Annotated in this window: 12 protein-coding genes; 5 read left to right on the top strand and 7 right to left on the bottom strand. The window is 61.3% G+C overall.

Annotated elements, in window-relative coordinates; translation table 11 throughout:
- Positions 1-337 precede the first annotated feature (337 nt).
- Entirely contained in the window at positions 338-1,015 is a 678-nt protein-coding gene (locus NKJ81_RS22660) for an MIP/aquaporin family protein (protein WP_352541796.1), read from the top strand.
- Positions 1,016-1,091: 76 nt separating this feature from the next.
- Here the strand turns inward: NKJ81_RS22660 and katG are convergent, their stop codons facing one another.
- The gene (gene katG, locus NKJ81_RS22655; protein WP_352541795.1) at positions 1,092-3,290 is read right to left on the bottom strand and encodes a catalase/peroxidase HPI; all 2,199 of its coding nucleotides are present in this window, start codon (positions 3,288-3,290) and stop codon (positions 1,092-1,094) included.
- 147 nt (positions 3,291-3,437) lie between these two features.
- Between katG and NKJ81_RS22650 the strand changes: the two genes are divergently transcribed.
- Positions 3,438-4,346: a hydrogen peroxide-inducible genes activator gene (locus NKJ81_RS22650; protein ID WP_352541794.1), complete on the top strand. Its 909-nt coding sequence runs from the start codon at positions 3,438-3,440 to the stop codon at positions 4,344-4,346.
- 55 nt (positions 4,347-4,401) lie between these two features.
- Here the strand turns inward: NKJ81_RS22650 and NKJ81_RS22645 are convergent, their stop codons facing one another.
- Positions 4,402-5,004 carry a cupin domain-containing protein gene (locus NKJ81_RS22645; RefSeq protein WP_352541792.1) on the bottom strand — a complete coding sequence of 201 codons (603 nt, stop codon included), beginning with the start codon at positions 5,002-5,004 and terminating at the stop codon, positions 4,402-4,404.
- Positions 5,005-5,412: 408 nt separating this feature from the next.
- Between NKJ81_RS22645 and NKJ81_RS22640 the strand changes: the two genes are divergently transcribed.
- Together NKJ81_RS22640 and NKJ81_RS22635 are read left to right on the top strand one after the other, a co-directional pair.
- Positions 5,413-6,054 carry a peroxiredoxin-like family protein gene (locus NKJ81_RS22640; RefSeq protein ID WP_352541815.1) on the top strand — a complete coding sequence of 214 codons (642 nt, stop codon included), beginning with the start codon at positions 5,413-5,415 and terminating at the stop codon, positions 6,052-6,054.
- A 669-nt stretch (positions 6,055-6,723) separates the two neighbouring features.
- Positions 6,724-7,044, top strand: coding sequence for a hypothetical protein (locus tag NKJ81_RS22635; protein WP_352541791.1), 321 nt, complete (start codon positions 6,724-6,726; stop codon positions 7,042-7,044).
- A gap of 361 nt (positions 7,045-7,405) precedes the next feature.
- On the opposite strand, the gene NKJ81_RS22630 is transcribed toward NKJ81_RS22635, so the two are convergent.
- Complete coding sequence (locus tag NKJ81_RS22630) at positions 7,406-8,521, bottom strand: hypothetical protein (RefSeq protein WP_352541790.1); 1,116 nt, start codon at positions 8,519-8,521, stop codon at positions 7,406-7,408.
- Positions 8,522-9,160: 639 nt separating this feature from the next.
- On the opposite strand from NKJ81_RS22630, the gene NKJ81_RS22625 reads away from it, so the two are divergent.
- Positions 9,161-9,409 carry a Shedu immune nuclease family protein gene (locus NKJ81_RS22625; protein ID WP_352541814.1) on the top strand — a complete coding sequence of 83 codons (249 nt, stop codon included), beginning with the start codon at positions 9,161-9,163 and terminating at the stop codon, positions 9,407-9,409.
- A 112-nt stretch (positions 9,410-9,521) separates the two neighbouring features.
- Here the strand turns inward: NKJ81_RS22625 and NKJ81_RS22620 are convergent, their stop codons facing one another.
- From NKJ81_RS22620 to NKJ81_RS22605, 4 genes are all read right to left on the bottom strand, one after another.
- On the bottom strand, positions 9,522-10,499 hold the full coding sequence (locus NKJ81_RS22620; protein WP_352541789.1) for a DUF4238 domain-containing protein: 978 nt from the start codon (positions 10,497-10,499) through the stop codon (positions 9,522-9,524).
- Between the two features lie 389 nt (positions 10,500-10,888).
- Entirely contained in the window at positions 10,889-11,992 is a 1,104-nt protein-coding gene (locus tag NKJ81_RS22615; RefSeq protein WP_352541788.1) for a calcium:cation antiporter, read from the bottom strand.
- Between the two features lie 410 nt (positions 11,993-12,402).
- Positions 12,403-12,624 carry a cysteine rich repeat-containing protein gene (locus tag NKJ81_RS22610; protein ID WP_352450969.1) on the bottom strand — a complete coding sequence of 74 codons (222 nt, stop codon included), beginning with the start codon at positions 12,622-12,624 and terminating at the stop codon, positions 12,403-12,405.
- 67 nt (positions 12,625-12,691) lie between these two features.
- A complete protein-coding gene (locus NKJ81_RS22605) occupies positions 12,692-14,458 on the bottom strand; it encodes an AMP-binding protein (RefSeq protein WP_352541787.1) in 1,767 nt (588 codons plus the stop codon).
- Positions 14,459-14,666: the final 208 nt, after the last annotated feature.

Here is a 14,666-nt window from a genome sequence, read left to right as displayed (position 1 = left end):
TTCCATTACTCAGTAAATTAATTCCGGCCCTGCTCTTAGAGCTTTTCGTGCCCTGATTGAAACAGTTCTGTTTCGCCGACGGCGAGACGATCCATGCCGAGGGTGACGAATGTGGATTGATGCATCGCGAGCCGCGGCCACCAGGCGGGCGCCGGCATGCGGAACGAAACAATTCGATCAATATATTATAAGTCTCTAATGTGCTTGTCCGGCGCTCACAAGCATAGCGGCTTGCGAAACTGCTCTGCTTTGCAAGTTTTCCGGTTGCGAATACTCTTTGCGCGGTGATTCGCGTCGCAGAAAAAGCGGAGCCGCGGGTCGATACGAGGAGAGGGCAATGAAAACTTATCTGGCGGAAGTTCTAGGCACGTTTCTATTGGTGTTCATCGGCACGGCTTCGGTGGTGACGGGCGGCTTCGGCGGCGCGCTGCCGCTCGGCCAGGAAGGTATCGGTCTGGCGTTCGGCATCGGCCTGATAGCGGCCGCTTACGCGATCGGCCCGATTTCGGGCGCGCACCTCAATCCGGCGGTGACGCTCGGTGTGTTCCTCGCCGGGCGGATGCCGGCCAGGGACGTCATTCCCTATTGGATCGCGCAGGTCATCGGCGCCATCATCGCGTCGCTGGCGCTGTGGATCATCGTCTCCGGACAGGTCGGCGGCCACACCGGCGGCTTCGGCGCCAATGGCTGGGACGTGACGAAATGGGGCGTCAGCTCGGCCTTCCTGTGGGAGCTGATCGGCACCTTCACCTTCGTCACGGTGATCCTCGGCGTCACCAACGCCAAGCACACGACGGCCTTCGCCGGTCTGGTCATCGGCCTGACGCTGGCCGGACTGCACTTCGCCATCATTCCGGTGACCGGCACATCGCTCAACCCGGCCCGTTCGATCGGACCGGCGCTGTTTTCGGGAACTGCGGCGATCAGCCAGCTCTGGCTGTTCATCGTCGCGCCGCTGATCGGCGGCGCCATCGCCGGCGTGGTCGCCAAGGCCGGTATCTTCGAGAAGGACTGATTTTTCGAAGGCTTCATGGAAAGGCGCGGGTCAAGGCCCGCGCCTTTTTGTTGCGTCGAGAATTCGTATGCCCGGATCAGGCCGCGAGGTCGAAACGGTCGGCGTTCATCACCTTGGTCCAGGCGGCGACGAAATCCCTGACGAACTTCCGCCCGGCGTCGGCCGAGCCGTAGACCTCGGCCAGCGCCCGCAATTGCGCGTGCGAGCCGAAGATCAGGTCGGCGCGGGTGCCGGTCCACTTGACTGCCCTGGTCTTGCGGTCGCGCGCTTCGTAGACTTCATCGGAACCGGCGGCCGGATCCCAGACCGTGTTCATGGAGAGCAGGTTGACGAAGAAATCGTTGGTCAACGTGCCCGGCCTGTCGGTGAACACCCCGTGCTTCGACTGACCGGTGTTGGCGCCGAGCACCCGCAACCCGCCGACGAGCACCGTCATCTCCGGCGCCGTCAAGGTCAGCAGCTGCGCCCGGTCGACCAGCATCGCTTCGACCGACATCGGCGGCTTGCCCCTGACATAATTGCGGAAGCCATCGACTTTCGGCTCGAGCGCGGCGAATGACTGGACATCGGTCTGTTCCTGCGAGGCGTCCATGCGGCCTGGCGTGAACGGCACCCCCACGTCATGGCCGCCGTCTTTCGCCGCCTTCTCGATCGCCGCGACGCCGCCAAGAACGATCAGGTCGGCAAGCGAGACCTTCTTGCCGCCGGACTGCGAGTTATTGAAACCCTTCTGGATGCTTTCGAGTGTCTCGAGCACCTTGGCCAGCTGCGCCGGCTGGTTGACCTCCCAATCCTTCTGCGGCGCCAGGCGGATGCGGGCGCCGTTAGCGCCGCCGCGCTTGTCGGAGCCGCGGAAAGTCGAGGCCGAGGCCCAGGCGGTCGAGACCAGTTCTGAGACGGACAGGCCGGAGGCCAGGATCTTCGCCTTCAGCGAGGCGATGTCCTGCTCGCTGACCAGCTCGTGCTCGATTGCCGGTATCGGGTCCTGCCAGATCAGCTCTTCCTTCGGCACGAGCGGGCCGAGATAGCGGACGGCCGGACCCATGTCGCGATGCGTCAGCTTGAACCAGGCGCGGGCGAAGGCATCGGCGAACTGATCAGGATTCTGATGGAAGCGCCGCGAGATCTTCTCGTAGGCCGGGTCGACGCGCAGCGCGAGGTCGGTGGTCAGCATCGCCGGCGCGCGGCGCTTGGAGGGATCGTGCGCGTCCGGCACGGTGCCTGCACCGGCGCCGCCCTTCGGCGTCCACTGATGGGCGCCGGCCGGGCTCTTGGTCAGCTCCCATTCGTAGTTGAACAGATTGTCGAAGAAGTTGTTGCTCCATTTGGTCGGCGTCGTGGTCCAGGTCACCTCGAGGCCCGAGGTGATGGCGTCGCCGGCAATGCCGGTGGCATGCTTGCTCGACCAGCCGAGGCCCTGCGCCTCGATGCCGGCGCCTTCCGGCTCCGGGCCGACCAGCGATGCATCACCGGCGCCGTGGGTCTTGCCGAAGGTGTGGCCGCCGGCGATGAGCGCCACGGTTTCCTCGTCGTTCATGGCCATGCGGGCGAAGGTCTCGCGAATGTCGCGCGCCGCGGCCAATGGATCGGGCGTGCCGTTCGGCCCTTCCGGGTTGACGTAGATCAGCCCCATCTGCACGGCGCCGAGATGGCCGTGAAGTTCACGGTCGCCGGAATAGCGCTCGTCGGCGAGCCACTTGGTTTCCGATCCCCAGTCGACGTCCTGCTCGGGCTCCCAGACATCGGCGCGGCCGCCGGCGAAGCCGAAGGTCTTGAAGCCCATCGATTCCAGCGCGACGTTGCCGGTGAGGATCAACAGGTCGGCCCAGGAGATCTTCCTGCCGTATTTCTGCTTGACCGGCCACAGCAGCCGGCGCGCCTTGTCGAGATTGGCATTGTCCGGCCAGCTGTTGAGCGGCGCGAAACGCTGCTGGCCGGCGCCGGCGCCGCCACGGCCGTCGCCGATGCGATAGGTACCGGCGCTGTGCCAGGCCATGCGGATGAAGAGCGGGCCGTAATGGCCGAAATCGGCCGGCCACCAATCCTGCGAATCGGTCATCACCTGGTGCAGATCCCTGATCACCGCATCGAGATCGAGGCTCTTGAATTCCTTGGCGTAGTCGAAGTCCTCGTCCATCGGGTCCGAGAGGCTGGACTGCTGATGGAGGACGCCAAGGTCAAGCTGGTTCGGCCACCAGTCACGGTTGCTCCTCCTGGCCGATCCATGTGGGACCGGGCATTTGCCGGCGCTGTTGTCGTCGGTTTTCGCGTCCATCTTTGCCTCCGATTTGTTGATTTTTCGGGATTTTGTTGATTTTCCGGGCAGGGCCAGCGGCCGCGCCATCCTGGAATGGTTCCAGACTAGCCCGCCCAGCCGATAAAGACAAATTGCCTTTGCTGTTTATTCTGATAGGTTTTCCTTATGATCGGTTTGACCGTCCGGCAGATGCATTATTTCGAGGCGCTGGCGCAGACGCTGCATTTCGGCCGTGCCGCAAAACTCGCCGGCGTCAGCCAGCCGGCGCTGTCTTCGCAGATCGCCGAGATGGAGCTGCGGCTGAATTGCCGTCTGTTCGAGCGCGGCGGCAAGGTGGTGCGGATGACCGACGAGGCCGTGGCCCTGCTGCCGCGCATCGAGCGCATCCTTGCCGACGTCCGCGACGTCGAGGCGACGGCCCGGCGCGGCCGCCCGGCGCTGGAAGGCCGCTTCCGGCTCGGCATCATCCCGACGGTGGCGCCCTATCTCTTGCCGCATGCGCTGCCGGAGCTGAAACGGCATTTCCCGGCCTTGCAGCTGGAACTGCGCGAAGCGGTGACCGCCTCGCTGGTCGAGGACACCAGTTCGGGAAAGCTCGACGCCTTCGTCGCGGCGCTGCCTCTCGATTACCCAGGCCTGGTTACCGAGGAACTTTTCTCCGACCGGTTCTTCCTGGCCGTGCCGGCCGGCGATCCCGCCTTCGCCTCGCCGCCGGTGCCACCGGAGAGCCCGGCACTGGAGCGGCTGATGCTGCTGGAGGAAGGCCATTGCCTGCGCGAACAGGCGCTCGCCGTGTGCGGCAACGTGCGGCCGGTGGCGATGGCAAGCTACGGCGCGACCAGCCTGACGACGCTCTTACAGATGGTGGCGCACGGGCTCGGCGTCACGCTCATCCCGGAAATGGCGGCAGGGCCGGCCAGCACTATCCCCGATTTGAAGATCGTGCCGTTCCAGGAACCGATGCCGCAACGCACGATCTGCCTCGCCTGGCGGCGCAACAAGGTCCGGCACGACGAGTGCGTCGAACTGGCGAAGATCATTCGCGGGCTGGATGCGGCGGTGCTGGCGGCTTGAGCGGCGGGTCAAGGATCCGGTTTTAGCCCCGAAGCCAACCTGCAAGAAAACGGCTTCAATCCTTTTTCCAGGCTGCGAGCAACGGGCCGTTGCTTCCATAGACAGGGTCCTTGTGCGGACGGCCGACCCTGGGGATCGTGACGACTGCCTTGGCATGGTCGGCGGCGGTCGTACACAGGTCATAGGTGCCGGATGGAGGATAGGCGCCGACAACCAGAAAATCGTCGGATGCGGAAAGACGCTGGTGCCCGGTGCCGGCCGGAAGCACCGCGACGTCGCCGGCCTTCAGCGACAGCGTTCGCCCCTTGCTGCCGCCAAAGCGGACCTTGGCCGTGCCGCGCGCAACGCCCAGCACCTCGTGTATCCGCGAATGGTAGTGGACGTAACCGTAGATGCCATTGCGCCAGCTATCGCCCCAGCCATTTGCCTCGAAAAGCGCCTCGATGACAGCCGCCGGATCGAAGTCTTCGGGCAGCGTCACGGCACCGCGATAGACGACCAGCGGCCAGAACGGATGGTTGGGCACCAGGCCATCATCGCTGAAACGAAACTCGTTCGGTTTGCGCGGCCTCAGGAGGTCGGCGACCTCTCGCCGGCCCGGCCTGGCGATACCGGTGACCTGCTCGACGGCTTTCTTCGTGGTTTGCAGAATGCTCATGGTGCGGCCTTGGATTGGTGGTGGCTTCATGCCGATTAACCGGCTGCATGGCGGGTCGGTTCCGCTGAGGGCAGAGTTCCGCGATCTGTGCGGTCGGCATTTGACGTCCGGGCACATCGAAGCCGCCCAAGTTTCAAGACTTGAACACCGCAAGATCCAATCGGTCCCGCCGCTGTGTCGTCCCATGGCACGGATGAGACGATACACTGTTTTGCCACAGCGCTCGCGACAGCTCGCGAAACGGGCGACCCGCAGAGGCTTTTTTCGTGTTATGATGCACTTGCAACGCGCGTAATCTCGACCTCGGCAATATGGCAAAGGTCGAACGCAATTTTTGCCCTGGCGTCGCCCAGCATGGACTCAACTCCGGATGGCTGGGTGTGCTTATCCGGGGCGAGGAGGTTGTCCATGTCCACGAGTAATGTCGAACGCCCGCTGCAGCCGGGCGACCGGGCGCCGAATGTTATTCTCGATGCGATCTCCCGCGAAGGCAAGATCGCGCTCGATGATTTTCGAGGCCGTAGCCCGTTATTGATCGGTTTGTTCCGAGGCCTGCACTGTCCGTTCTGCCGGCGCCATGTCGCGGCGATGGCGCAACTTAAGCCGGCCCTGCGTGAGAAAGGCGTCGAATGCCTGGCGGTGGTCAATACGCCAGTCGAGCGGGCGCGGCTCTATTTCCGTTACCACCCGGCACCCGATCTTCTCGCCGCGTCCGACCCGGAGCGGGCCTCGCACCGTGCTTTCGGCTTGCGCGAGGTCGGGATGGACACGGTCATGGCGATCCGCATCGATCTCCCTGGCGAGTTACCCGAGCCTATGGACGTCATGGCAATGTACGAGTTTCTCAACAAGAAGGAAGGATATGAGATTACGGGAGCCGATCAGCAGGCGATGGCTTCCGGCCAGGGGCAGCTTGTCGGTCAATTCCTAATCGACCGGGCGGGCATCGTACGCTGGAACTTCACTGAAGTTCTGGAGGATGGCCTCAACACCTTCAAGGCGCCGAATCCGGAGGAATTGATGTCAGCGGCTTCCCAAGTTGCACATTGATGGGCTGCGGAAATAGGCGGCTGACAACTCGCTCGACGACCGCGCCCTTCCCGCTCACCACCGGGGAAAGGCCGTCCTGGGTCAAAACCTGAAGATACGTGGATGACCGCTTCGCGCCGCATTTCAGTCATTTCACCGATAACGTCCTTATCCCGAAAGAGGACATCCCTGATGTTGAGGCACTAGGTGAGTTTGCGCCCTAGCGGAATTTCGTGCCAGCGGGGAGTGGGCGTTAACCGAGCCACCTCAAGCCTTCATCTTGATGCCGGTAAGAGGTTGGGAACGTATGGTTTGGATCAAGCATGCGCTGGTGGATAATGGTTATCCCGCGCTTCCCGAACTTACTGGGGTAAGCGCACGGTATGAGATAGAACGGTTTCCCTTCAGACAGCACCACGTGATCGAGCGTCTCGCCGATCTCGGTCCAACTGCTATGAAGGAATGGCGCTCCTCCTAAAGACGAGACGGATGGCGCGAGTTGGCGCCGGACTGCTCGTCAGCCGTGCAACCACGTCCCGCGCGGCCGCGGAAACGGACAGGGCAATACCGCCTGTATTCGACAAACTCCCGAGCTCAATGCCCCACGCTCTCCGGCCGTCGTTCCCTTGCGAGCCCTTGTACCGGCAAGACGATGATGCTCTGCTGTCCGCTCGTGCCAAGGAGGGTGAAATGACCGACGGTGAAAAAGAGCAAATCAAAACGAGGGCGACTTTCGCCAACGGCATAGGACTCGCTATTGTGGCGGCCGGGGGACTTGCTCCGATGATTGCCGTCATGACCAAGCAACTTGACCAGTCCAGCGTCCTCAAAGGATTGTTGTTATTCGCGGGGGCTCTGATAGCAGGGACGCTGTTTCATGGTAGGGCTATTGCAATACTCGGTTCTCTTGACCACCCCAAGTCCACTCAGACTGAGCTGAATCAATCAATCGCTGTCCTTCTTGGCTTACTGGCGCTAGGCAGCGTGGTGCTTTATGCCATGATCAGATGACTCTTGAGAGACCCGAGATTGCCCTCACCTGAAGGCGGCGCTCTTTCTCGCTCTCGACGCTGAGCAGCGTGTATTCATCGACGGGCCTTCGTCTTCAGCCGTGCTGTTCACTGGCCGCTGCAGTATTTGCTGTCTCGGGGCGCGATACCATGCCCTCGAGATCGGCTTGTTCGATCAAATGGAAATGGCCTTGGCGTCTCTGGGCAGCGCCTCGCTGAACTGGATCTTGCTGTCCGGCGCGATCATGCTCGCCAGTCGCGACGGTCCTCCAGCGCCATGTCGCGGAGATGGTGGCCATTCAAGTGCAGCTACGAGATACTGTCATGCCGTCGCCAGCGCGAGAAATTGTGTACGCGTTCAATCAATAATACTCAGCAATTTCGCCGCCATGGTAGGATGTCCACTTCTTCCCTGCACCCCCCCTGTAGAGGCGCTGCTCTGCGTCACCTCCCCCAATTGGCACGCGGATTTCAACCATACCCTTTTTGTCATCATCCATGTTCACATAGGTTCCATCAGTTCCCCGGTCGACGTATGAGTTGGTTACACCGCTTCCATCGGCCTTCTGATCCCACATAGAATTATTTCTTATGAGACAGTAATCTTTCCCGCTTTCGTTACTTCTGAACTGCTTGATTAATGGTACGATCAAAGCATCCACCTCGTTGGCCTCGCGTTCAAAGGTAGCTTTTACAGCTGCAGGGTCCGGGTCAGTCACTTTCCAATGAGCGAACCAGTACGCGGCGTGGTCCGCATTGGTCGATCCTATTGAAGCGGCAATGTGCATAAAGTCGATGCGGACGAGGTAAGTGGCAAATGTGTCGTTTACTTCAAGAAGATCACCGATCTTGTTTCCGGAGGGAAAGTAAGGTTTTGTCACGTCGGCCGGTATTTGGGCTTCGGCGGCCTTAAGGTCGCTCTCACTTATCTGTCCGGCTTTGGCCAGTTTGTCGGCCACACCCTTCTGTCTGGCATAGACGACAGCCTCCTTAGCTCGATAAGCCTCAAACTGATAGAAACTTCTTGCTGGGCCCGGAGTTCCGCCGGGTTTCTTTGGATCCTGGATTCGAGTTAGAAGTCTTCTGCTTTCATGCCAAGCCAAGTGGATCAGAAAGCGTTTGACATTGTTGTTTGGTGATCCGTCAAGATCATTCACAGTTGCGCTAATAATCGGAAACAGCGCTCGTGCTCGTTTCCCTGGATCCGGCTCGTTAGGTATATCGACGAAACGTCGAACAGCTCGCGAGGCGGATGTCCGGGTGACGGCGGCAAGTGTCATGTACCAAGCACGAATTGCCGGCAGCGCATCGTCATTAGCAGCGATGAGCTGCTGACAAAGTACCATTTGCTGAAGTACTTGCTGCTGGAGTTCTATGACGTTAGGAGCCAGAAAAGTCGCTAACCCATCAGACGCCACATCCCCGACAGCCTTGGAACCCTTCCTCACATTCTTCTCGGAATGAGATTTTTTCGCCATCTGCCCTCTTCCAAAAATTGATCTGCCGTAGTCTGCAACTATAAGCCCCTAGATGGGTGACGTACCAGATTAATTTTAGGTTACGCTTAAATACAATCCGAGCCTTCCGACATGTCTCACCGTGGCGAAGCGAACTGGTGCAGAGTGGTTTCGCGTTCCGGGCCTTGGGCGAGCATGCCTCTACGGTCTTCGTCACGCTGATCGCACGGGCGGCCCAAACCGCGTTTCGGCACAGTGACGATAGCTTGGATATCAACCTGTCATGCTGGCTTGGCGCGCAAAAAAGAGCCGACGGCGGCATCACCGATGGAAGGCAATGATGTGCCAATTGGCCCAGGACGTATTTATCCGGATGGTGCGGCTCAAGTTTATGAGGTCTCCAGTACAATCGTTGAGACTCCAGAAACATCATGAGGCTTTCGCAGAACTTTTCGCGATGGAGTTGGGCGCCAAACTTGACGGTTTCATCCGAATCGCCAAGGCCAGAGCGGATTTTATTTAGCCGCAGCCGGCGTTTCTCGCGCTGCTGAAGGGCGCTGGGCTTACGGGCAGGGCCAGGCCCATGTCGGCGAGAAAAAGCTGAACGGAGCAGGCGAAAAGATCACGGACTTCTTGTTCGCCAATCAGCTGACAGACAATATGGCAGTGCTGGAAATCAAAACGCCCGGCACCGCGCTGCTCAGTCGGCAGGAATACCGGGGCGGCGTCTTCGGGCCGTCCTCTGAGTTGGTCTCTGCGATCACGCAGGTCCTCGATCAGGTCAACAAGCTGCAGAGACATTTACCGCCTCAAGGCAGACAATCCTCAGCATGGGTTGGAGTCTCGCGGAATAAGAGTCGTTCTGGTCGCAGGAATGATCCCCGATGCCGAGCGCAAGCGTTCCTTTGAGGTCTTTCGTAATGCCCTCGCTGGGGTGTCCGTCATAATGTTCGATGAGCTTATAGCTAAGCTGAAATCACTCCGTACCCTGCTTGGCGCAAAGCAGGCCTGATCCGAGCTGCTATCCGTCATGCTGCTTCAGGGTGGGTCGTGCGTACGGCACGACGCCCTGCCTCGCCACAATCATGCTACCGCCAGTCGGCGTCGGGATCTTCGAGACGGTGGAATCCGCCCGGAAATCGCGGTTCCTGCGCACGAACGGCAACAGCCATTCGGCATCCCGATTGTAAAAGACCATCGTCTCGGCGGCTTGGACCAAGCCTCGGTTTATCTCTCGTATTTCCTTTCCCTTGAGGCGCCGAAACTTCGCGCGGAACCCGGGGAAGGAAAAGTCGGGTTCTTTGCCCCGCTCGCGTAGCAGCGGATGGATACGCACTGCGACATCCGGGGCGAGCGGCACCGTCTTGCTCACGACGCTCGGGTCATAGGATGGGCCTAGCCCGATAGGAAAATCGCTGGTGAAGAACGCACCATCGGCGGGGTCGGCGAACATCACGTCCCAGAGCGCGTTCCCGAACACATGCACCCGTCCTTCGATCTGCGAGATACCGATCGCTTGAGGGTATTTCTCGTCGATCGTGATCTGCACCGAGCCGTCTCCGAGCAGGTCGCTCAGCCTCTTATTGCCCAGTTCGTCAGGAGCGGGCGGGATCAAGCCTTGCGCGTCGAGGATCTCTACCGCAGATTGTAAGGTCGCGGCGAGGTGCGGCTTGCCCATGCGCATCGCGGTTGGTGATGCCGACATGACATACGCGACGAAGCCGGCTATGACGTAGACTTGGTCGGTGTCGATCTCACGGCGGCGCACCGCGTCAATCGCAGCGTTGTAGTTGGGCTCGACGCGCGTGAGGAAGTCTTCAATCGCGCGAGGCTCTTGCAGGTAGTCGTTCGTGCTGCCGTCGGGCCTGCGGCAGATATTTTCCGACCACGGGTAAAACTTCTTGAGGTCGTCCTTTTTGACACCTACGAGGCATCCCCGCTCATCGTCGGAGTAGAAGTTGCGAAGGTGGACCTGCGATACAAAATGATCGAGTGGCATGTCGCCTCACAGAGGATTGACCGGCCCGATGCAATTTCCTTCCGTATTGTAGGTGTCCACCTCACGGCCGACGCGGTAGAATTTGCACGCCGTGGTCGAGGTTCTCGTGTAGCAGCTGCTTGGCACGACGGCCAGCAGCGTCTGTTGTTCCAACGCAGCGCTGAAAGCTGACAGTCAGAAGGCGGCCTTGACGCTAAGCGTCCGCCCACGGCGCAAAGGACACAAATCGGAGCGCCCGCCCTCAAGCCGTCTTTGTCGTCACCACCTCTCGACCATCGCACCATCGGGAACTTCTGCGGCTTGCCTACTTCGCAGCTCGATAGGGAAACGGATGACCGCTCGTTCGAGGACCGGTCGATAGTGGGTTTGCTACCTCGCCCCCCACCCCCTCACGGCACAAATATCAAAAACACATAAGTGCAAAACACCACCAGGTGCACCAAGCCGGTCAAGAACGTCGTCCTCTCCGTGCTGAAGCTCACATTGCAGATGAAAAGCGCCAGGACCAACAGCACCATGTCGGTTGCCGGCAGGCCTAGGGTCAGTCCTCTTCCGGTCAGCAGGCTGGCGGCGGCTATGCCGGGTATTGTCAAACCGATCGTCGCGCAGGCCGAACCCATGGCGACGTTCAGACCGCGCTGCAGCTCGTTGTTGAGCGCGGCGCGAACCGCCGAGATCGCCTCCGGCATCAGAACCAACCCGGCGATCATTGCGCCGACAATGGCGTCGGCCTGCGGCACCTGATAGGCGACGAGCGCGTCCTCGACGCTTGCAGCGACCTGCTCGGCCAGCATGACGATGCCGATCAGCCCGATCAGCAGGAGAACAGCGCCGGCGGCGACGCCTTCGTGAGCGTCGGCTCGCACCGTGGCGCCATGTGCCTGCCCGTCGATGAAATCGTCGCGGTGGCGGACAGTCTGCGCGAACAGAAAACCGGCATAAAGCAGCACCGAAAGCACGCTGACGAAGCCAAGTTGCGCCGCCGAGAACGTGCCGGGATCGGTGGTTCGCGTGTAGGTCGGCAGAATGAGCGTCATGACGCTCAGCGCGACCAGCACCGCCAGATAGGCGCTGGTCCCTTGGCGGACGATTGCCTGCTTGCGATGGCGCCAGCCGCCAAACGTCAGGCACATGCCGACGACGCCGGTGGAGGTGATCATCACCGTCGAGAACACGGATTCGCGCGCAAGCGTCGGGTTGTTGGCGCCGTGCAGCATGATGGAAACGATGATCGACACTTCGATTGCCGTCACGGCGATGGTCAGCACCAACGTGCCGTACGGCTCGCCCACCCGCCGGGCCACCGCCTCGGCGTGGTCGAGCACCACGAAAATGGTGGTGAACATGATCGCGCTCGACAGCGCGCCGATAAATATCCTGGTGCCCAGCGACCCTTCGTCGACCGACACCCCGCTGGCCCTGACCGCGACAGCCATCGCCAGCGCGGCCAACGGCATGCCGTAGGAAACCGCCGATCTTGCGAGACCACTCATTGTCACCTTCTTGCCTTCCCGCAAATCCCATGGAAGGGCGATTTGCAACCACTGTTGCGCACCGCGACCATCCAGAGAAATCGCATATGACAGGTCATGACGCCATCGCAGCGTACCCCAGCCCTAGCCCCTCCCCACAAGGGCAGCGCAATCGCGTACGCATTCTTGCGAAGAGGACCCGCACCCTAACACTCCCCACAAGGGGGAGGGAAAGCTGCCGCGCGCCCTTGCTTTCCCTTCGGCGCCGAAAGGCAGGCAATTTGCCGAGGTCGGCGCCACCGAAAGTCCCCCTCCCCCTTGTGGGGAGGGGTTAGGGGTGGGGGTCCTCTTCGCAAGAATCCGCCGCGATTGCGCTGCCTCCTGCCCCCGCACACCTCGAAACATCATGTCACCCGCAGGAAGCTCGCGCGCTAGCCGGGCGTGTTGGCCTTGACGACCTTCTTGCATTCGGGCGTCAGCTCGCTCATGTGACCGGCCAGGCATTTTACGACGCGGCCACCGCCCGGCAACACGCCCTTGCACAATCTCTGGTAATCTGCTTGGCAGGCCTCACGCTCGGCCGCCGTCTGCGCCAGCACCGCGGTGGCTGCCAGCTGAGTTGCCAGGAAAAGCACGCCTAACCCAATCCGCATGGAACACCCCTCAAATATGTTGCCCAAACAACGCCTCCGTCACGCGTAGGCACAAACGGAAGCCTTTTCACGCCGTCTTCTGCGTCACCAATCCCAGCTCGTCGACCATCGCCTGGCGCATCAGGAATTTCTGCGGCTTGCCGGTCACCGTCATCGGCAATTCGGTGCGGAAGCGGATGTAGCGCGGGATCTTGAAATGGGCGATCTGGCCGGCGCAGAAGGCCTTGATCTCCTGCTCCGTGGTGATCTGGCCGGGCTTCAGCACGATCCAGGCGCACAGCTCCTCGCCATATTTCGGGTCGGGAATGCCGAACACCTGCACCTCCTTGACCTTGGGGTGGCGATAGAGAAACTCCTCGACCTCGCGCGGATAGACGTTCTCGCCGCCGCGGATGACCATGTCCTTGACCCGGCCGACGATGTTGCAATAGCCCTCGGCATCGATGGTGGCGAGGTCGCCGGTGTGCATCCAGCCGTCGGCGTCGATGGCCTCGCGGGTCTTCTGCTCGTCGTCCCAATAGCCCTTCATCACGGAATAGCCGCGCGTGCAGAGCTCGCCCGGCGCGCCGACCGCGACGGTGGCACCTTCGGCGTCGATGGCCTTGACCTCGACATGCGGATGGACGCGGCCGACGGTCGAGACGCGCTTTTCCAGGGGATCGTCGACGCTGCTCTGGAACGACACCGGGCTGGTCTCGGTCATGCCGTAGGCGATGGTCACCTCAGCCATATGCATCAGCGACACCACCTTCTTCATCACCTCGATCGGGCATGGCGAGCCGGCCATGATGCCGGTGCGCAGGCTGGTGAGATCGAAGGAGGCGAAATCCGGATGGTCGAGCAGGCCGACGAACATGGTCGGCACGCCGTAGAGCGCGGTGCAGCGTTCCGTCGCCACCGCCTTCAGCGTGGCGCCGGCATCGAACCCCTCGCTGGGGAAAACCATGGTCGTGCCCTTGGTGACGCAGCCCATCGTGCCCATCGACATGCCGAAGCAATGGTAGAGCGGCACCGGGATGCACAGCAGGTCGTCGACGGTGAGCCGGATCGCCGACGTGACGAAATTGCCGTTGTTGACGATGTTGTTGTGGGTCAGCGTGGCGCCCTTGGGCGCACCTGTCGTGCCGCTGGTGAACTGGATGTTGATGGCGTCGTCCGGTTTCAGCCCCGCTGAAATCCGGTCGAGCTTGTCATGCTCGTCGCGGCCGGCCATCGCCAGCACGTCGGCGAAATTGAACATGCCCGCAGAATTCTCCTCGTCCATGCGGATGACGGTCTTCAGCGCCGGCAGTCTGTTGGCGTCGAGCTTGCCCGGCGCAGCGTTGGCGATCTCCGGCGCCAGCGTCTCGATCATGCCGAGATAGTCGGAACTCTTGAATGTGGCGGCGGTGACCAGCGCCTTGCAGCCGACCTTGTTCAAGGCATATTCCAGCTCGACCAGCCGATAGGCCGGGTTGATGTTGACCAGGACCAGGCCGATGCGGGCGGTGGCGAATTGCGTCACCAGCCATTCCCAGCGGTTCGGCGACCAGATGCCGACGCGGTCGCCTTTCTCGAGGCCGAGCGCCAGGAAACCGGCGGCGAGCGCATCGACCGTCTCCGACAGTTCGTCCCAGGTAAAGCGCTTGTCCTGCTCGACGAAGACGGCGGCATCGAGCGTGCCGTATTTGCCGACCGTATCGGCAAACAACGCCGGGATGGTCAGGTTGAGCAACGGCACGCTGCGCTCGCCCGCCACATGCGCCGTGCCGTCGACCGGCGCAATGAACGAGCCGCCATCGCGCTTGGAGCGCAGGCTGGTGGCATTCTTCAACTCGTCGAGATTGATCGGCATCGCCGTGTCCTCCGCAGACAGGCCGAGCCTATCAGCCCGGCGGGGTGGTGGAAATCCCGTCCATGGTGGGGCTGGGTGGGAACTCGCCTGTAAGGGCCGAAAATAAAAAACCCGCCTCGGCGGGCGGGTCTTCGGGGCCAATTGGCACCATAGCGAGTTTAGTAGCATAGCTGCCGGCACAAAGCAAGAACAAAATTGCTGTACGTCA

The sequence above is a fragment of the Mesorhizobium sp. M0018 genome (assembly GCF_040323955.1).
Classification (GTDB): Bacteria; Pseudomonadota; Alphaproteobacteria; order Rhizobiales; family Rhizobiaceae; genus Mesorhizobium.
The sequence above is the reverse complement of the archived record's forward strand: the minus strand, read 5'-3'. Positions and strand labels throughout refer to the sequence as shown.